The organism is Legionella quinlivanii (assembly GCF_003265995.1).
In the GTDB taxonomy this organism is placed as follows: Bacteria; Pseudomonadota; Gammaproteobacteria; order Legionellales; family Legionellaceae; genus Legionella_C; species Legionella_C quinlivanii_A.
The window spans coordinates 17,141-33,095 of sequence record NZ_MVJN01000015.1 but is presented as its reverse complement, the minus strand read 5'-3'; the positions used below and the strand labels follow the sequence as shown (position 1 = coordinate 33,095).

Below are 15,955 nucleotides of genomic sequence, written 5' to 3'. Positions count from 1 at the left end.
AGCTAGATTTCGCATGATTGAATATCACGCTTTAACTATTTGTTACTTGAACCAAAATCATTAATCCGCTCAATTTTATATCGATAACCTATTGTTTTATTGGCTTTCATAAAGAATGTTTTCTTGCATGGTTTTCAAAAATTTTGATGCTTTTGATTCCTTAAACCCATCGCTTTCTAAACAGTGATGAGCAAAGCGAATTCCTTTTCCCACTTGAATGCGCAGAACTTGCTTGTTGCTTCGTCATCCCCATTCGCAAAAAAGAGTTCTAACGGGATGACTAGCCAATGCAAGGTGGAACGCAGGAGCTTGCGACGAGTAGACCTTGTATTGGCTAGTCATGTAGTTATTGTTATACGCGAATAGGGATGGGATGACGAAGCAACACTTCCGGAAAGTAAGTTAGAAACCGGCTTGGCGTTACTGGTGGTTATTAGCTATACAGTCATATTCTTATACAATGCTTCTATAAGGAATTAGTAGGTTAACTCAACATTTTTATCCAGTGTGAGACACTGGGTTCTGAGTTTATTAGACAAATTAGGTAAGTCATTTTGAATCTTTTTGAATAATAGTTTGTTCGATACTATCATTCTAGCTGCCTTCAAAAGTTCTTTGTTCAATTGCTCTGCTTGTAAACCTGTTAGCTTTGAACACACCGAAGTCAGATCATGATATCGCTTTAATATTGGATTCTCATTTTGTAAATTCGTATAAATTGTTTTTCTATAATGCTGTTGCAATGATTGTAATTGATCGTGGAATATTTTTTTAGAGCCTTTGGCTTTCTTTATTTCCTGAGCGATGGGCATTGCATCTTCTGTGATAGATAGCTTATTAGCGCATTTACCTAGCTCGCTATCCTCTTTAAAATTAGGTTTTGCATTAATAATGGCTCGAATTGTTTTTATCTTCTCATAGCGGGTTGCTTCTTTTTCTAATTGATTCATATTGAAATGTTTAAGCTTGATTTTAGAAAGTTGCGATTGTTCCGTATGGAGGAGTTCAGTCGCTTTTTTGTCGCGAGCACAGCTTAGTTTGTAAAAATAATCGAACTCCTTTAGCTCAGACATCTTACACCCTGTTTGTTCGGCCTTTCTTTTCAATTGCCCATAATGGAGGGCAATTTGTGCTTTTAGGTCAATGTACTGGGCAATATCTCTTCCCAATTGCCGGCCGGCGCGCCTATTGTTGATTGTGAGCTGCTGCATTTTGACTGCTTGTGCATAGTGATAAAGGTAATTGACTTTATCCCTGATGATTTGTGAAACAGGAGTAATGCGCTTCACTGCACGTTCTGCCAAATCATCCCATTCAAATCCATGTCGAAGCCCGAGATTCATTGGGTAATCAATGACGTTATCTTGTAAGGTATTTCGCGATAATAGCTGAACCATCGTTTCAAAATCAGGATGGTTTTTGCTGTTAGCAAATATTTTTAATTTTTCTTTATGACGGGTAAAAGCAACAAAACTTAATGCCCTGTTCCACCACATGGTGTCAACGCAGGCATAGGTATTCTCAACGGACATTCCCTGCGATTTGTGAACAGTCATGGCATACGCATAATCTATTTGCTTGTAGCGCTTAGGAACAGTGATTTCTGTCCCGGAATCTAAAAGTGCCGTAAAACCCTCCTCATTGATTTGCACAATAGTTCCTAAATCGCCATTCTTAACGCCAATGCTGGTATCGCCTTTCTTAAAGAATACCCGCTCTCCTGTCGTTAGGAAAATATCTTGTAGACCAGTTTTCTCGACATAGCGTCTTAAATGGGCTGGCACTTTGATTGCACGGTTATCGTTCATTAGCAGCGTTAAATTCTTCTCTTCGTCTATCTCACTAATCCTGCCTTGTTCACCACCGATGAGGCCTAATTCATTATCGCTTTGGGTAACCATGATGTATTGACCAGGTCGATAATCGCATCCCTTATTTTTTATTTCTTTAACAAAAGGAATTTGCTGAGCACCCGAAATACCTTTTTCTATTAAAATATCGCGTGCACTCAGATTTAAGCTGTCAACCGTATCATTCGCATTGGCCAAAATGATTCTTTTTCGTAAGTCCTCATATTCATGTATACCGGTCTGCCAAGAACGAATCAGAAGGTCTGTCGCAAAAATTTCCTTCTGATTATCTGCAATAGTAATCGCATTTTGTTCAAAGTAATGGCCAAGGCCTGCCGCTATATTGCCTTTCGATAATTCAATACTGGCGTGTCGGTCTCCAGAATTACGCTGCCGTTTGATATCGACCATCGTGAAGCAGCCTGCAAGGGCTGCAATCCCTTTAAAAATAGCGCCTTTCTTAATGGGTTTAAGTTGGTCAGGGTCACCGACTAAAACGATTTTGGCATTGGCTTCTCTTACTTTATTAATTAGAAAGGACATGTTGGCAAAATCCACCATACCCGCTTCATCAATGATTAATATATCATTGGCAGTTAATGTTTGTTTTCCGGAAAGAATTCCTGCGGTTAAGGAAGCGATGGTGGACGACTCAATGCCTGATTCTATTTGTAATTGTTTAGCGACTTTCCCTGACAGTGTTGCGCCTAAAACACGGCAACCTTGTTGCTGATAGAAGTCTTTAACGGGTGTTAACATGTAACTTTTCCCCACACCCGGGCGACCAATAATACAACTGATATCACCACTATTCACGATGAACTCAAACGCTTGCTGTTGTTCTTCACTTAACTGAGTCCTTTTCAAGAACTCTGCTGTATCTGTTTGATAGACATGGGCTGTTCTTGCCTGCAACGTTTCAACATCTTCTAGTAGTTTGCTTTCCTGCAAGTACTGATGCCGCGTGGTAAAGGCTTTATGTCCCTGCTCATTTTCACCCAAACAAACGAGGTTTTCATTTGTTAACACCCGTTCAACAGTCAATTGAAAAAACTCGTCGTATTTTTCTTTTGTAATGGTTTTAAATAATAAGTCTTTGATATCTTCTTCTGTAAAAACGCTGTGTTCAATCGACAGAATATTGATGAAATTCTCGATATCATTTAAAGCAATTTCTTCACGCGCTTGCTTGATGAGTTCATTTTCTTCGAGAAGATAATGACTGGCTTTATCCCTGAAACCGCCGTGATGTCGTTCTGGAATGATATGGTTAAGGTCTACCGTTAAATCAATTCCTTTTTCTTCAAAATATACGTTCTGAAAGTCTCGCCATTGCTGATGCCATTGTTCTTTTTCGGTAATAAATCCTTTGGCGAACTGCGGGTTTAAATCACGGGCTTTGTGTTTCGAGAATTGAGTTTGTTCTAAACGTCTGGTGGTGATTAGGATGTGCGCATGCGGATTGCCATCACCGTGGTCGTGAATGGAAACGTCCGCAGGGATTCCCTTATCGACAAAATGAGTTTGAGCAAAACGCTTGGCTAATTCGATTTGCTGAATTAAATCCAGCTCTTTAGGCAAGGCGAGCATGACGTCTTTGCAGACTTGGGCGTTCTTTCTCGATTCTGCTCGTTCGACCTCATTCCAGATGAATTGCCGGTCTGTGAAATCTTGTTCTGCTCCTTCAGGTAACAGGAGTTCAGAAAATTTCACATCATGTCGATTGCTAAAATCATAGGTTAAGCCGAGACGTTCATCATAGAGCTTCATTCCAGCACGGTACGCGGCGGCAGCCACAGCACTGTGCCCTTTGCTCCTGCTATGCACGGAAATATTCGCATAGGAAATCGCCATATGCGTGAATTTAGCAAACAAACGATAGTTTGTATATTGCGCCCTTAGAAAATTCTTTTCTTCGGGACAGGTGGAATTCGCTGGCGCTCATGGATAAAAGCTATTGAACTCGGAGATCTGTGGGTATATGATGTTTTTGATCTCGTTCAAATTTGCGGAGTAATTATGTCAAAGAAGACAGTATCGCAAATGGAAGCTGTACTTATGGATAAAATTCAAAAAGCGAAAGAAAAGCTGGATCTCTTACAAGAAAAGCACCAGCTCAAAATTGGTCATTTGGCCTACAAGCACGGCCTGCATCAAATCGAACTTAATCAGCTAGATTCTCTCTTTGCCAAGTTAGCCCGTGAGGTGATTCATGGACATAACTAAACAGATTTTAAAACAGAAACAAATCGTTTGCCGTGAAGAAAAATCATTGATGATTGAAAAACTAAAAAAGCGACGTGCTGAAACACGCCGAAAAATCGAATTAGGTGGGCTTGTTGTTAAATCAGGAATGGATGCATATAACAAAGCCGTTATTCTCGGAGCCTTGGACTATGTTCATAAACAATTCGCAAATCTAGGCTTATCAGTAGAGCTTTGCGAAGAAAGAGGTAATTCGTTATTCCTAGATATATGATATATAGGAAATTCTCATTAGTCTGAGTGTTAGCAGTAAATTAGTATCTTATATTTTAGCGCAGATACTGCTCAAATTTGACTTACTGATAGTCACTAAAAGGGACGAGGGGGAAGTTGTTCATAATTAAGAAATTTTATAAAATCCCGCCCTGTAGATGTCAAGGTCACTATCCCATTTTGCTCTTGCATTAATCCATTATTTATTAAAAAAGACAAATACGCCTCTAGTGTAATATTGTGGTATACGTCCGGATATTGCTCTTTTCCCTTCAAATAGAATTGACGTAAATTTAAACTCTTGGTGGAACGCATGGAGTTTAAATAAAACAACAATTCAAGCTGTGTTCCAAATATATTCTGATAAATCTTATAAAAGATAAAATTAAGAAAAATAATTGGAAAATTACGGCGACAATATTCCTTTACAGCTTCCTCTGACGTTAAATTATTCAAAAGGGTGTTCATAAGTTCGTTCTGAGACTCATAAAATTGAGGAACATCTGAGAAATTACCTGCATCTGATATTGCTTCCTTAATAATATCCTGTTCCTGGCTGTGAGATTCAAACTCAGCACTACTTTGACCCCAACGTGCCAACTTAATTCGAGAAAGAAGCTTAGATATATCAGAACCGAAATAGTAAGTTAAAAAAACAATTGTAAGAGGCCATAATGCAGCACTTAAAAAAGCATAAAAATTCATTTCACAGTCCATCATTTTAATTTAGTATTAAACTTAAGTGGGTATTCAAGGCTAGCATATTTTGTAGCTAATTAAATATAATACTTCGCTTGCAATTGGGCTCACACTGAAGGGCTAAGTATTGATTAAATAATTTAATATAATAACTGAAGACTTGTTCAACAGTGTTTATGTTCTCCAATACTAGATATCTGGCTAAATCATGATCTTTTAACTCTGTTGCTAAGGCAAAAATATATTTTTTGTTATTATGTTGTCTTGAGATTGTTAATCCGTTAAACAGTCCATTAGAACTCCTTGCATTCATTGTTTTTTTCTCATCACCGTGAAGGTGAGTGATTTGTGTCCAAGGAAGAAGAATAAAGTTACTGCTTTCACTAACCCGTCTAAGTGGGTCATTTAGGATGAGTTTTTCTGTATTGTAAATATCCATCCAATAGTCATGTGTACAAAAACGGTAAGATATTTGATCTTCTATACCCAGGAAATATAAATAGTCGCAACCTAACTTTTTTAAGGTATGAAAGGCCTGATAAAATTGGAGTTCAAATTTTTCGGGAAAGCTGCCGTGAGGGTTTTTTGATTTTGAATACAACTGTAAGTCCATACTGCTAATTAAATACATCCAGTGTTATAATAATGTACTCAAACTTTACTGGGATGTAAATGAAAAAAGCTCCTCTTCTCTCGGCATTTTTAGGGACAATTATAGAGGTTTATGATTTTACGGTATTTCCCTTTTTGATTCCGGTTTTAGTTGAAGTCTTTTCTCAAGAATACCCGGGTAGAGCGAGTATAAATTTTACTGTTCTGGCTTATATAGTTAGCTATTTGATAAAACCCATTGGTGCAATTAGCTGTGGCTATTTGATAGATCAATTTGGGCAAAAGAAGATAATGTTGTACACGACATTATTAATGACTATTGCTACCTTATCAATTGGTCTATTACCTACTCGCTGGTTGTGCGCCAGTTATGGTTCCCTTTTAATTGTTTGCCGGGTAATGCAGGGCTTATCGATATCAGGCGAATTTTCATCAGCGATGATTTTTGCTGTTGAACATGGGAAAATCAAGCCGGCCGTATTTGGAAGCTTGGCCTTTGTCGGGGGTTGTATTGGGATTGTGTTTGCCAATTTTGCAGCCTTTATTCTTTTATATATGGTATCTCATGAAAGGATCATTCAATTTGCGTGGAGAATTCCCTTTCTATTTGGGACGCTTGGTTGTTTAGCTGTTTTGTTTATCCGACATAGTATGAAAGGGGTGGTTAGGGAGTCGCGCTCATCGTCTTTAGCTTATCTGAATCTGGTGAAAACCCATAAACGGGAATTAATTGAAGCGTTTGTGATCTCAAATTTATCGGCCTCAGCCTTTTATATTACCTTTGTTTTCTTGCCGACATTTTTAACGTCACTATTAAATGCGCATTCTCATAAAGAATCAATTCTGATCACTCTCTTATCGCTAGTCATTTATTTATTGCTTTTGCCGTTTGGAGGAATGTTGGCGGATAGGATTGGTATCAGAAAACAGATAAAGCTCACCTCTATCCTCTATTTACTCTTTTCATATGTAGTATTTGCATTACTGCCTCAGCTGGGTATTACCAGCTGCATTGTAACGTTAGCACTGTTTGCCATAGTACAGGCATTACTCAACTCAGCGCTCCCGGCATTTCTTGTCATGCAGTTTTCAAAAGAACAACGTGGTAAGGCTCTCGCTATTTCTTATAACATCAGCCTGGCATTATTTGCGGGGCTAATGCCTTACTGGATGATATCATCAAAGGATCAAGTTAATCCGGGTATTCCAATTACCATTTGTGCAGCTCTAAGTTTGTTAATAATTAATCATGAAAGGAAAAGCTATGGTTATCTACGAAGTAAATTTGGCTATCGATTCTGATATATATCCTGAATACCAAGAGTGGTTAAAGAAACATGCAGAGGAAATGATTCAGTTACCGGGCTTTATCAAAGCAAAGATCCTAAAGCCAGAAGAAGGGGTAAGTGGTCAAGAAAAACTAACGGTACAATATCAACTAGAGAGCAGAGCAGCACTAGACCAGTATTTCACTGACTTTGCACCCAAAATGAGAGGAGATGGGCTTACGCGATTTGAGGGTAAGTTTTCTGTAGATAGGAAAGTATTTGAAGTTCAGTATAGTATGAAAAAATAAATATACTTAATAAATGTATCCTTGTTGATATTATACGTATATGCGTATAATATAATCTTACATCTGATTTAGTCTTAGTATATAAGGATACAACATGGAAAAAAGGGTTTTTAAAGAGGCGGAAGCAGCAAGTTATATCTGCATGAGTCGTTCTTTTCTTTCTCAAGATAGGGCATATGGAACACTAGCTAACCGCACGCCCGGTCCGAAATATATTAAAATAGGGCGATCAATTCGCTATTTAAAAGAGGATTTGGATACATGGCTCGACCAGCATAGAAGAGCGTAGCGATTCAATCTGATAATCTTAAGATTCAGTCTTCTCAGTCTTCTCAGTCTTAATTAGGTGAGAAGACTATATTTTACATATTCGGAAATTTAGCTTGTAAGTTCACGCGATACTTTTGAACTATCTATATGAGTTAGCCCATTCTGGGGGCTTTTGAGGAATCCTCGACTTGAGCATCATATTCTTCAAACAACTTTTGCATTTCTTCAGTAATTTCTAATCCATTGGTATTAATAATTATTTTCCGTTTTTCTTGTTTTGCCATGTCTAAACTCCATTTCAAGCCAAAAAGATTATCAAGATCTTTCTTGCTCAGGTGAATCATTTGTTCATCTATAGCCACCGTTCTGCCTATTTTGTACTGTGATAAAAACATGGAGTCTCCTATTAAACCTATTTTAAAGAACAATTATTTTACAGAAGCTCAGTTAATATGTCTAATAATTTGGCATTTACGATTGAACGATACATTAAGTAAAGCGGTATAGAAATGATGAAATAATAAAGAAGGAGATTGCGAGTCAAAATGGTCACAGCGTTTGTTTTACACTTTACTCATGCTTATACAATAAATTAGCACTTTATATGCACTTTACAAGTGAAGTTTGGTGCAAGGTAAATAACGTAACCTGTTGATTTTATTGGTCGGAGTGACAGGAATTGAACCTGCGACCCCTGCCTCCCGAAGGCAGTGCTCTACCAGTCTGAGCTACACTCCGTTGATTCTAATGATTTCGATTTATCGCAAATTCGGCCAATTCCACCAGCGCTGTTTTGTACTGGGATGCGGGCAGAATATCCAGAGCGCAAAGCGCGTGGTTGACTTCCTCTGCCGCACATTGCTTTGTGTAGGCAATGGATTGCGTTTCTTCGATTATCTGCAATATAGTTTCCAGTTTATCGCGATTGCCTGTTTGCAGGCTTTCTCTGATAATTTGCTGTTGTTCTGGATTTGAGTGCTCCAGTGCATGTAATAATGGCATGGTTGCCTTTCCATCTGCAAGATCATCGCCGATATTTTTGCCGATGGTTTTACTGTCTGCACAGTAGTCGAGGGCATCGTCAATGAGCTGAAAGGCATTTCCCAGATGGAGTCCATAAGCATAAAGCGCCTTTTCCAAAGGTTCGCCGGCATTGCTAAGGATAGCGCCAATCGATGCGGCGGCGGCAAATAACAGGGCGGTTTTTGCGCGAATCACATCATAATAGTCTTTGACTGTTAGTGAGGAATTATGCTTGTTGACCAGCTGCTTGACTTCGCCACAGCTTATTTGATGAGAGGTGTCAGCCAGAAGGTGAAGGACTGACCAGTTGTGTACATTCACCATCAATTGAACGGACTGGGTGAAGAGATAATCCCCAACGAGTATACTGGCTTTACTGCCCCAGATTTCATTAGCAGTTTCTCTTCCGCGTCTTAAGGTAGATTCGTCAACCACATCGTCATGTAATAAGGTTGCAGTGTGAAAATACTCAATCATAGCGGCCAGGGGAATGTGATCCCGGCCTTCATATCCACAGGCGCGGCTCGCTAATAATAACAGAAGAGGACGTAAGCGTTTACCGCCGCTCTGGACAATATAGTGCGACAAGTCTTCAATTAACCCGACCTGTGACTGGATTTTATCAATAATTAATGAATTAACGGCTTCAAAGTCTTCGCTGACTAATGCCCTCAAACGATTAACCGTCATAATCTGCCCCTGCGCTTGTTATGCTCGCATGCTAAGTCGGGTCAGCGATAATGTCAAGTTTGAAGAGGACGGTAACAGAAGTGCCTGGCTATAAACATGCCTGCTCTTTGCGGTATTCAAAATGTAAATGGTCTAAACTCAAAATATAAGTTGAGTCAGGATAACCGCAATGACAATAAATAATCCGCAATCAATTTGGATGATTAGCAATATTAGCGATGATAAATTTTTGCCGTTCAAGGTAGAAATCGTGGGGCAGATCAATGAGCTTCCCAAGCAATCCCCCTATGCTATTGTGATGTCTAAGAAAGAGCGGCAGGAGTGGATTGCCTTGTTGCGCGAACTTCGTTCGATTCCCACGTATCGGTATACGCCTATTTTCTACCATGGTGATATTGATGAGTCTCTCCATGACTTATTTGATGGTTCGGCTGACGATGAATTATTGACTAAAGCTCATGCTATTCATCAGCGTTTAAAAAAGATTCCGGGGAATGTGCTTTTGTCAGAAGAGAAAGAGGTAATGCTAAGCACTTATCTTTACACACGTCCCGAATTAAAATTAAGAGGTCAGATTAGTTATCACAATCCCTATGTCTATTATTTTCCATTAATTACCCTGTTTTCTTCTCCGGAGGAGAAAAGGGATGACTGGGAATTTCTTGAAGATTTGGTCTTAAGGGATATCCTTTCTCAGCATAATTTGATTGATGAAATCAAGATTTGCAGTTTCTGTAGTTCCGGTCTGTTAAATTTGAAAAATTCCTGCCCCAGCTGCCATTCGATTCGTATTAAAATACAGAATTTTGTTCATTGTTATACTTGCGGCAAAATAGGGCCTGTTCCAGAGTTTCTTCGTCGGGAGCGATTGATTTGCAGCCGCTGTAATACCAAGCTCGAAGAACTGGGTGTGGATTATGATAAGCCTGTCGAAGATAAAATGTGCATGGATTGCGGTCATTTTTTTGCTGAAGCGGAAGTGAATATGATGTGCCTGGTTTGTCAGCGTCTCTTTTTCATTGATGAATTAAAAACAAGACTTTTGTATGACTATTCATTAACGCGCAGAGCGGAATATCTGGTACAGGGTATAGAAAAGGAAATTTACCACAATTTTCATCAGTTTTTTAATGTCATCGACTATATCGTTTTTATGGCGATTGTATCCTGGCAAGCCAAACTGGCAGAACGTTATAACACCTGGTATTTCAGCATAATGACCTTGCGCATCCTCAATGAAGATCAATTACTGCATGAGAAAGGAATTGTTAATACCGAGCGGGCTATGGGACAATTTTTTAAAAAATTGCGGCAAATCTTTCGCGAAAGCGATTTATCCTCCAGGATGGAAGGCACTATGTTTTTTCTGTTACCAATGACAGACCGAGAGGGTTGTCTCGCTTTAATTGATCGTATTCGCCAGTACCTCTCACAGGAGATGGGCTCGGAAATTAAAGAGCTGGCGTTGGGCTTGAGTTATCTGACCTCCTCTGAAATGATTAGCGGGCAGATGGAGGGAGAGCTTATAACTACTGAATTACTGGCGAGACTCAATGATAGCAGCTCTCACTTGCTCAGTTCTGGAAAATGAGCTTCAGCGCTTAATTTTTTTTAATTGAGATTGTCTGTAATTATCCACCAGCGAAAGCTGGCGAATATCCAGCAAGTGGATAATGCCAATCATCGTGGAATTATTAATTCGCCCCTTTTTGCGAAGCTGTCGTAGCTCTTTGCGAGCGCCTTCCAGGGCTGCCAGGCGTAAAGATTCTTCAAAATCAAGTGCTTTCAGACTTGCCATTTTCTCTGTTTCTCCACCGACACTGGAGGAAACAAATTGACTCAGGGAAGCGGTAAGTGTTTTGCCCACCTGTGTGCACAGATTGAATTCCTCTTCATTTAAATTTTCGGCCAGTTGAGCAAGTTCCTGTTCTATAGCCTGTATACCGGCCTGGGCGGCAGCGATTCTGGCCTGAAATTCTTCATCATCCGGCGATTCAATAATTAAAGAGCGCAGGCTGGGAATAATAAGAGGCAGTACTATTGCACTCAATAACAGGGAGCAGAGTACGACACCCACGACTACGCTGATTAAGAGATCCCTCATGGGGAAGGGTGAGCCGTCAGGCATCCAGGTAGGTAATGAAAGAATTGCTGCTAAAGCGATAGCTCCGCGAATTCCGCCAAACGCTATGGCGGTTACAATTTTTAAATTGGGGATTTTCCACTCTGCCTGTTTTCGTCTCGCTATCATTGCCTCAAAAGGCAAGGTCAGATAAATCCAGAGTGCCCTGAGCGCAATCAGAGAGCAGGTTATCAATGCAATAATCAGGAAGCAATTCGATACGCTGGTGCCGGTATAAGCAATGATTTGAAAGGAATTGGGTAAGTACAGGCCCAGCAAAATGAAAATGATGCCATTTAAGGTAGTCTCGAGCATACCCCAGACAAAGCGGCCTTCAATACGCATGATAGCCATTGTTTTATCCAGAAAACCGGCCTGATCGAGGGTAAAACCGGCAGCCACTGCGGCAATAATGCCTGAGCATCCCAGATGTTCGGCTGCAAGATAGGCTGCATAAGGCAAAAGTAAAAGCAGCAGATTTTCGGTGGTGGTTTCACTGGCGTTTCGACGGCTTAACTGTCCGAGGGCAGCAATGAATAAATAGGTCAGCAGAACGCCAATGATAATTCCTCCTAATCCCACCAGAAGCAGACTGATAGTGGCATTAGTGAACGAAAAAAAACCGGTCAGCATCGCGGTAACTGAAAATTTAAAAGACACAAGACCAGAGGCGTCATTTAATAATGCCTCGCCTTGCAGAATATGCCGCAAACGCTCGGGCATTCCGGTTTTGCTTGTCATTGATTTTAAAGATACAGCGTCAGTCGGTGATAAAGCTGCGGCCAGTGCGAAGCAGGCTGCTAAAGGGATTGAGGGTTCTAGCCAGTGAAGCAGATACCCCATGCCGGCGACTGTAAAAAATACGAGTCCGATAGAGAGCATAATAATCGGGCGGGTATTGGAAAAGAACTCTCTTTTAGGGAAATGCCAGCTATCGCTGAATAATAATGGAGGTATGAACAACAGCATGAACAACTCAGGATTAAAACCAATATAAAAGTTGGGAGAAAGGCTGCTGGCAAGCGCTCCCAGCGCGATTTGGACCAGGGGTGAGGGTAATGACGGTAATAGTCGTGACACCACGCCCGAAATAACCAGGATAAATAAGAGAACAAGACAGGTGAACATGCTTTCCATTCTTACTCCTGGTATGGATTAAATTGAACTTAGTCTATCATAAAATAATTTATCCGGCTGAAATAGTTTTATAAACTGGCGTTTGCTCGAGTATTTTGTACTAAACTTAAAGGTGAGAACAATTAAGGACAAATGATATTTCAGTCCAGATCCGCCGTTCAATTTAATAAATCAAACGATCTTGTAAATAAAAATTCATAGTCAGGAGATAAGTATGAAAAGGATGATAGCATTTCTATTCACCGTGATGGCATTTTCACTGCATGCCAACACAGGCAGCAGCACGAATTCCACCACATCAACCGGCACTAATGCAACAACCAGCACGCCAGATACGGGCACTTCCTCTACAACGGGTACGGGCAACACTGGCACAGGAAGTACCGGAACGGGAACTGACAGTACTACAACCAATCCTGGAACCGATAGCAATGGCACAGGCACAACTAATCCTGGAGCCGGCAGTACCGGAACAGGCACAACCAATCCTGGAACCGACAGCACAGGAACTGGTACAGATACAACAAATCCCGGAACAGGCAGTACTGGAACAGGAAGTGGCAGTTCAAATGGTTCTTCTTATTAGTTTCTGACGAAGGAGCCAGTTTAATTTCCCGCTTGGGCGGGAAATTTTCTGGTGCAGCAAAAGGGGAATCAAGTATTTATAAAGATGAAACAAACAGGATATTCTCGCTCTGTAAATCAGCCTTCAATTCCTTGTCTCAGAGCCAGTAACTTCTACATTCAAAGCTTGTGGCCCCCTTACCGTGTGCTCTGCAACGAACGTTACTTCTGAACCTTCTATCAGAGTGCGAAAGCCTGTGCACTGAATCTCTCGAAAATGAACGAAATAATCCTCATTATTGGCCATAATGAATCCATAACCTTTCTTAGCATTAAACCATTTAACCTTTCCTTTAATTTTATCCGTCATAAAATTTACTCCATTAATTGTACAGTAGCGTTTGTCATGGTTAGCGCGATTTAAGGGAAAAACGACTATTATTTATCATCTCTTGTTTGTATTTATTTATAAATAGGGGAATTTACAGGATTTATTAGTGGTTTTCCCTAGCATCAGGATGTATTTTATTTGGTTCTTCATATTAAATATTGTCTATAATGTTCTATAAAGCGTCTAGTCAAGGATAGATAATGAAAGACACAGAACAGGTTGCTGTTCCCTATAATCTGCAGGAAATACGAAACGAAGCGAAAAATAGCCTACAGGACGGTGCGGTGACCTGTGACTATCCGCTTGATTTAACGCAGGCCTGCAAGTTGTTAAATGATGCTTTGGCGACAGAGATCTTATGTGTATTGCGCTATCGCCACCATCAGATTATTGCCAAGGGCATTGATTACATCCAGGTGGCTGCAGAATTTGAAGAACATGCGCAGCAGGAAGAGCATCATATGCTTATGATTGCTGAGCGAATTAATCAGTTGGGAGGTGACCCTGATTTCAATCCTGCCAACATCCTTTCACGTTCTGCTACAGAGTTCGGTTCCAGTACCGATTTGCGCGGTATGATTGAGGATGATCTGGTTGCTGAGCGAATTGCGATTATGGTCTATCGCAAATTAATCGCCTGGTTTGGACAGGAAGATCCCACCACGCGGCGCATGCTGGAAGTGATTCTGGAGGAAGAAGAGGACCACGCTAATGATCTGGCAGACTTGCTTGCTTTAACTCACTAGCGCTGAGCCAACTGCGCTTCGCTTATTCAGGAACAACGTCGTATAGGCGAGGCGCATCAGATTGTTCTTTCTCCAGAATGCTGGCAAGTTTTCTATCGATAGAGTCCATATTAAACTCAAAACAAGCATATACCAGCACAGTTGCCAGAATATTTTGTGCGATGCTGCCCTGAGTTATTTCAGGCAGATAAATGCGGCATTTGATTTTATTGCCTTTACGAACGATTAGGAACTGGTCCTCAAAATAAGCTGTCAGGCCATTTTGCTGGCAGTGTTCGCTAATTCTTAAATTATCGGCATTCAGACTGAATAAAGCCACGGGGCAATCAGGAACTGTTCGCATCGCATAAACCTGATCATCATCTGCATTTAAAATACAGTAGCCTTTAGAGTGGACGCTGCGGACTATGGTTTCTTTGACTCGTTCAAAATCTGAGTTTTCTTTTGCAACATTCATTACGATTCCGACATCACAGTGGTCAAACGCCAGCCCGAAATCATAGATACTTTCGGCATCGCATTCAAAAACCGCAAAGTTTACGGCTGGATCCCTTAATACTGCTCTCACCTGATTAAATGGCTTGTCGTTGTTGAAGGTAATTGGCTGCCCAGTGATACAGGCTCCATTAATAGAGGTAAATCCACTTGAAAAATCATATTTTTCTGCCATTGACGCAATTAATTGAGCCAGTCCTGGCTGACCTTTGACGCCGGTGAAAGCAACAATAGGAATGCGTGAAGATTGATTAGGTGGATAGAGCATATCAATAATAGATGCTGCAATAGGTTTTACAAGGGGATACTGGCCAAGACGGGGAGTTGCATTCACTTCATAGACTGCTTTGCTGGTCTCATTAAGTGGTAAACGAATATCTTCACTTACTATAACCACTTCGCATACGCTAAGATGCATTAGCCTTGCAACACGCTCCGCAAGAAATGCATAGGAAGGATGGGTTTGAGCCGTAACCTCCGTTGGGGTAATTTCTTTTTCTTCTTTAATTTGGGCGGTTGGCTGGTTCTGTTTGATCACCGCAGCCAGTTTGAAATTAATGACTAAAAAGATAAAACTCTGCCCCTTGACGCTCGAGCTTTGAGTTACGGGTATACATTGAGAATCCAGAATTTTTTTCACTGCTGTTTCATCATAAGTATTATCAACACCGATACTGCTATTCTGAGACCCAAGGGTTGCGCAAAGAAGTTTTTGATTACATCCTTGTCCAAGCCGATAGAACGGTTCGTTATCAAGCCGATAATAAGGTATATTTCTCTTCTCAGCTTCTCTTAAAATAGACAGAATACCTGGGGCTGGACTGGCAAGTACTCGGATTTGTTGCAGATAGGACAGATCGTTTTCCAGGCAAAGATAAGGTTTGCTGAGCGCCAGGCACTCGACAATAGAGACTGCGGTTTTCGCTGCGTATAGGCCTGCTTTCTCAAATTCATAACTGAAAACAATCTGATAAACCCCCTTGCTGGCAACATAGTGGGTCCTGCCGAAACTGCAGCTCATGCCTGCCAGAGATTGTAATTCAAGAGCGACTTGCTCAATGACGCAGCTTAAGGGAATACCTCTTCGCAGTCTCTGCGAAAATCCCCCCTCGCAATTATCGGAAGAGGGATTTTCTCCTAGAGAAGGGAGCAGCTTTTCCAAGGCCTCAGTAAATCCCTGTAGTGAGTTACTTGGGCGCGCCCCGTAGTTTAACAGATCCAGTTCCAGGACTATTAAACGGGGATGTGTATTTGACCAGCAATTTGGCCCCTGTAAAGCATTTAGTTTCAAAATTTCCATTT

The 15,955-nt window shown here is 40.7% G+C and carries 16 protein-coding genes and 1 tRNA gene; 8 read left to right on the top strand and 9 right to left on the bottom strand.

The annotated features are described in order from the left end of the window. Nucleotides 1-476: 476 nt before the first annotated feature. Entirely contained in the window at nucleotides 477-3,704 is a 3,228-nt protein-coding gene (locus B1207_RS15185) for a MobA/MobL family protein (protein WP_172458321.1), read from the bottom strand. 165 nt (nucleotides 3,705-3,869) lie between these two features. On the opposite strand from B1207_RS15185, the gene B1207_RS15180 reads away from it, so the two are divergent. Both B1207_RS15180 and B1207_RS15175 read left to right on the top strand, forming a co-directional pair. Next, on the top strand, nucleotides 3,870-4,076 hold the full coding sequence (locus B1207_RS15180; protein ID WP_112220731.1) for a hypothetical protein: 207 nt from the start codon (nucleotides 3,870-3,872) through the stop codon (nucleotides 4,074-4,076). Beyond that, complete coding sequence (locus B1207_RS15175) at nucleotides 4,063-4,329, top strand: conjugal transfer protein TraD (RefSeq protein WP_112220730.1); 267 nt, start codon at nucleotides 4,063-4,065, stop codon at nucleotides 4,327-4,329. The genes B1207_RS15180 and B1207_RS15175 overlap by 14 nt, the downstream gene beginning before the upstream one ends. Nucleotides 4,330-4,424: 95 nt before the next feature. On the opposite strand, the gene B1207_RS15170 is transcribed toward B1207_RS15175, so the two are convergent. Further along, on the bottom strand, nucleotides 4,425-5,033 hold the full coding sequence (locus B1207_RS15170; protein WP_112220729.1) for a hypothetical protein: 609 nt from the start codon (nucleotides 5,031-5,033) through the stop codon (nucleotides 4,425-4,427). Between the two features lie 67 nt (nucleotides 5,034-5,100). Beyond that, nucleotides 5,101-5,640 (bottom strand): autoinducer binding domain-containing protein, encoded by a 540-nt coding sequence (locus B1207_RS15165; RefSeq protein WP_172458320.1) that lies wholly within the window; start codon nucleotides 5,638-5,640, stop codon nucleotides 5,101-5,103. Between the two features lie 59 nt (nucleotides 5,641-5,699). Between B1207_RS15165 and B1207_RS15160 the strand changes: the two genes are divergently transcribed. The 3 genes from B1207_RS15160 (at nucleotide 5,700) to B1207_RS15150 (ending at nucleotide 7,504) form a co-directional block, all read left to right on the top strand. Further along, nucleotides 5,700-6,941: an MFS transporter gene (locus tag B1207_RS15160; RefSeq protein WP_112220727.1), complete on the top strand. Its 1,242-nt coding sequence runs from the start codon at nucleotides 5,700-5,702 to the stop codon at nucleotides 6,939-6,941. Beyond that, nucleotides 6,904-7,215: a DUF4286 family protein gene (locus B1207_RS15155; protein WP_112220726.1), complete on the top strand. Its 312-nt coding sequence runs from the start codon at nucleotides 6,904-6,906 to the stop codon at nucleotides 7,213-7,215. Before B1207_RS15160 ends, B1207_RS15155 begins: the two co-directional genes overlap by 38 nt. A 94-nt stretch (nucleotides 7,216-7,309) precedes the next feature. After that, complete coding sequence (locus tag B1207_RS15150) at nucleotides 7,310-7,504, top strand: DNA-binding protein (RefSeq protein WP_112220725.1); 195 nt, start codon at nucleotides 7,310-7,312, stop codon at nucleotides 7,502-7,504. 133 nt (nucleotides 7,505-7,637) lie between these two features. On the opposite strand, the gene B1207_RS15145 is transcribed toward B1207_RS15150, so the two are convergent. The 3 genes from B1207_RS15145 to B1207_RS15135 form a co-directional block, all read right to left on the bottom strand. After that, nucleotides 7,638-7,880: a hypothetical protein gene (locus B1207_RS15145; protein WP_112220724.1), complete on the bottom strand. Its 243-nt coding sequence runs from the start codon at nucleotides 7,878-7,880 to the stop codon at nucleotides 7,638-7,640. Between the two features lie 266 nt (nucleotides 7,881-8,146). Further along, nucleotides 8,147-8,223: transfer RNA gene (locus B1207_RS15140), tRNA-Pro, on the bottom strand. Between the two features lie 6 nt (nucleotides 8,224-8,229). Further along, nucleotides 8,230-9,198 carry a polyprenyl synthetase family protein gene (locus tag B1207_RS15135; protein ID WP_112220723.1) on the bottom strand — a complete coding sequence of 323 codons (969 nt, stop codon included), beginning with the start codon at nucleotides 9,196-9,198 and terminating at the stop codon, nucleotides 8,230-8,232. 169 nt (nucleotides 9,199-9,367) lie between these two features. On the opposite strand from B1207_RS15135, the gene B1207_RS15130 reads away from it, so the two are divergent. After that, entirely contained in the window at nucleotides 9,368-10,789 is a 1,422-nt protein-coding gene (locus B1207_RS15130; protein WP_112220722.1) for a GGDEF domain-containing protein, read from the top strand. Nucleotides 10,790-10,792: 3 nt separating this feature from the next. On the opposite strand, the gene B1207_RS15125 is transcribed toward B1207_RS15130, so the two are convergent. After that, nucleotides 10,793-12,457 carry a Na+/H+ antiporter gene (locus tag B1207_RS15125; RefSeq protein ID WP_112220721.1) on the bottom strand — a complete coding sequence of 555 codons (1,665 nt, stop codon included), beginning with the start codon at nucleotides 12,455-12,457 and terminating at the stop codon, nucleotides 10,793-10,795. 214 nt (nucleotides 12,458-12,671) lie between these two features. Here B1207_RS15125 and B1207_RS15120 point away from each other — a divergent pair, with 214 nt between their 5' ends. Then, the gene (locus tag B1207_RS15120; protein WP_146740080.1) at nucleotides 12,672-13,043 is read left to right on the top strand and encodes a hypothetical protein; all 372 of its coding nucleotides are present in this window, start codon (nucleotides 12,672-12,674) and stop codon (nucleotides 13,041-13,043) included. A 123-nt stretch (nucleotides 13,044-13,166) separates the two neighbouring features. On the opposite strand, the gene B1207_RS15115 is transcribed toward B1207_RS15120, so the two are convergent. Beyond that, entirely contained in the window at nucleotides 13,167-13,391 is a 225-nt protein-coding gene (locus B1207_RS15115) for a cold-shock protein (protein ID WP_112220719.1), read from the bottom strand. A 221-nt stretch (nucleotides 13,392-13,612) separates the two neighbouring features. On the opposite strand from B1207_RS15115, the gene B1207_RS15110 reads away from it, so the two are divergent. Continuing rightward, nucleotides 13,613-14,158, top strand: a complete 546-nt coding sequence (locus B1207_RS15110) for a ferritin-like domain-containing protein (protein ID WP_112220718.1) — start codon at nucleotides 13,613-13,615, stop codon at nucleotides 14,156-14,158. Nucleotides 14,159-14,180: 22 nt separating this feature from the next. Here the strand turns inward: B1207_RS15110 and B1207_RS15105 are convergent, their stop codons facing one another. Then, nucleotides 14,181-15,953, bottom strand: a complete 1,773-nt coding sequence (locus tag B1207_RS15105; protein WP_112220717.1) for a cyanophycin synthetase family protein — start codon at nucleotides 15,951-15,953, stop codon at nucleotides 14,181-14,183. Nucleotides 15,954-15,955 lie beyond the last annotated feature (2 nt).

Coding starts and splice junctions, on each gene's coding strand:
- B1207_RS15115 (WP_112220719.1), bottom strand. CDS start 13,391: ATGACGGATAAAATTAAAGGAAAGGTTAAATGGTTTAATGCTAAGAAA.
- B1207_RS15120 (WP_146740080.1), top strand. CDS start 12,672: ATGAAAAGGATGATAGCATTTCTATTCACCGTGATGGCATTTTCACTG.
- B1207_RS15175 (WP_112220730.1), top strand. CDS start 4,063: ATGGACATAACTAAACAGATTTTAAAACAGAAACAAATCGTTTGCCGT.
- B1207_RS15180 (WP_112220731.1), top strand. CDS start 3,870: ATGTCAAAGAAGACAGTATCGCAAATGGAAGCTGTACTTATGGATAAA.
- B1207_RS15160 (WP_112220727.1), top strand. CDS start 5,700: ATGAAAAAAGCTCCTCTTCTCTCGGCATTTTTAGGGACAATTATAGAG.
- B1207_RS15135 (WP_112220723.1), bottom strand. CDS start 9,198: ATGACGGTTAATCGTTTGAGGGCATTAGTCAGCGAAGACTTTGAAGCC.
- B1207_RS15165 (WP_172458320.1), bottom strand. CDS start 5,640: ATGGACTTACAGTTGTATTCAAAATCAAAAAACCCTCACGGCAGCTTT.
- B1207_RS15155 (WP_112220726.1), top strand. CDS start 6,904: ATGGTTATCTACGAAGTAAATTTGGCTATCGATTCTGATATATATCCT.
- B1207_RS15145 (WP_112220724.1), bottom strand. CDS start 7,880: ATGTTTTTATCACAGTACAAAATAGGCAGAACGGTGGCTATAGATGAA.
- B1207_RS15130 (WP_112220722.1), top strand. CDS start 9,368: ATGACAATAAATAATCCGCAATCAATTTGGATGATTAGCAATATTAGC.
- B1207_RS15125 (WP_112220721.1), bottom strand. CDS start 12,457: ATGGAAAGCATGTTCACCTGTCTTGTTCTCTTATTTATCCTGGTTATT.
- B1207_RS15150 (WP_112220725.1), top strand. CDS start 7,310: ATGGAAAAAAGGGTTTTTAAAGAGGCGGAAGCAGCAAGTTATATCTGC.
- B1207_RS15105 (WP_112220717.1), bottom strand. CDS start 15,953: ATGGAAATTTTGAAACTAAATGCTTTACAGGGGCCAAATTGCTGGTCA.
- B1207_RS15110 (WP_112220718.1), top strand. CDS start 13,613: ATGAAAGACACAGAACAGGTTGCTGTTCCCTATAATCTGCAGGAAATA.
- B1207_RS15170 (WP_112220729.1), bottom strand. CDS start 5,033: ATGAATTTTTATGCTTTTTTAAGTGCTGCATTATGGCCTCTTACAATT.
- B1207_RS15185 (WP_172458321.1), bottom strand. CDS start 3,704: ATGGCGATTTCCTATGCGAATATTTCCGTGCATAGCAGGAGCAAAGGG.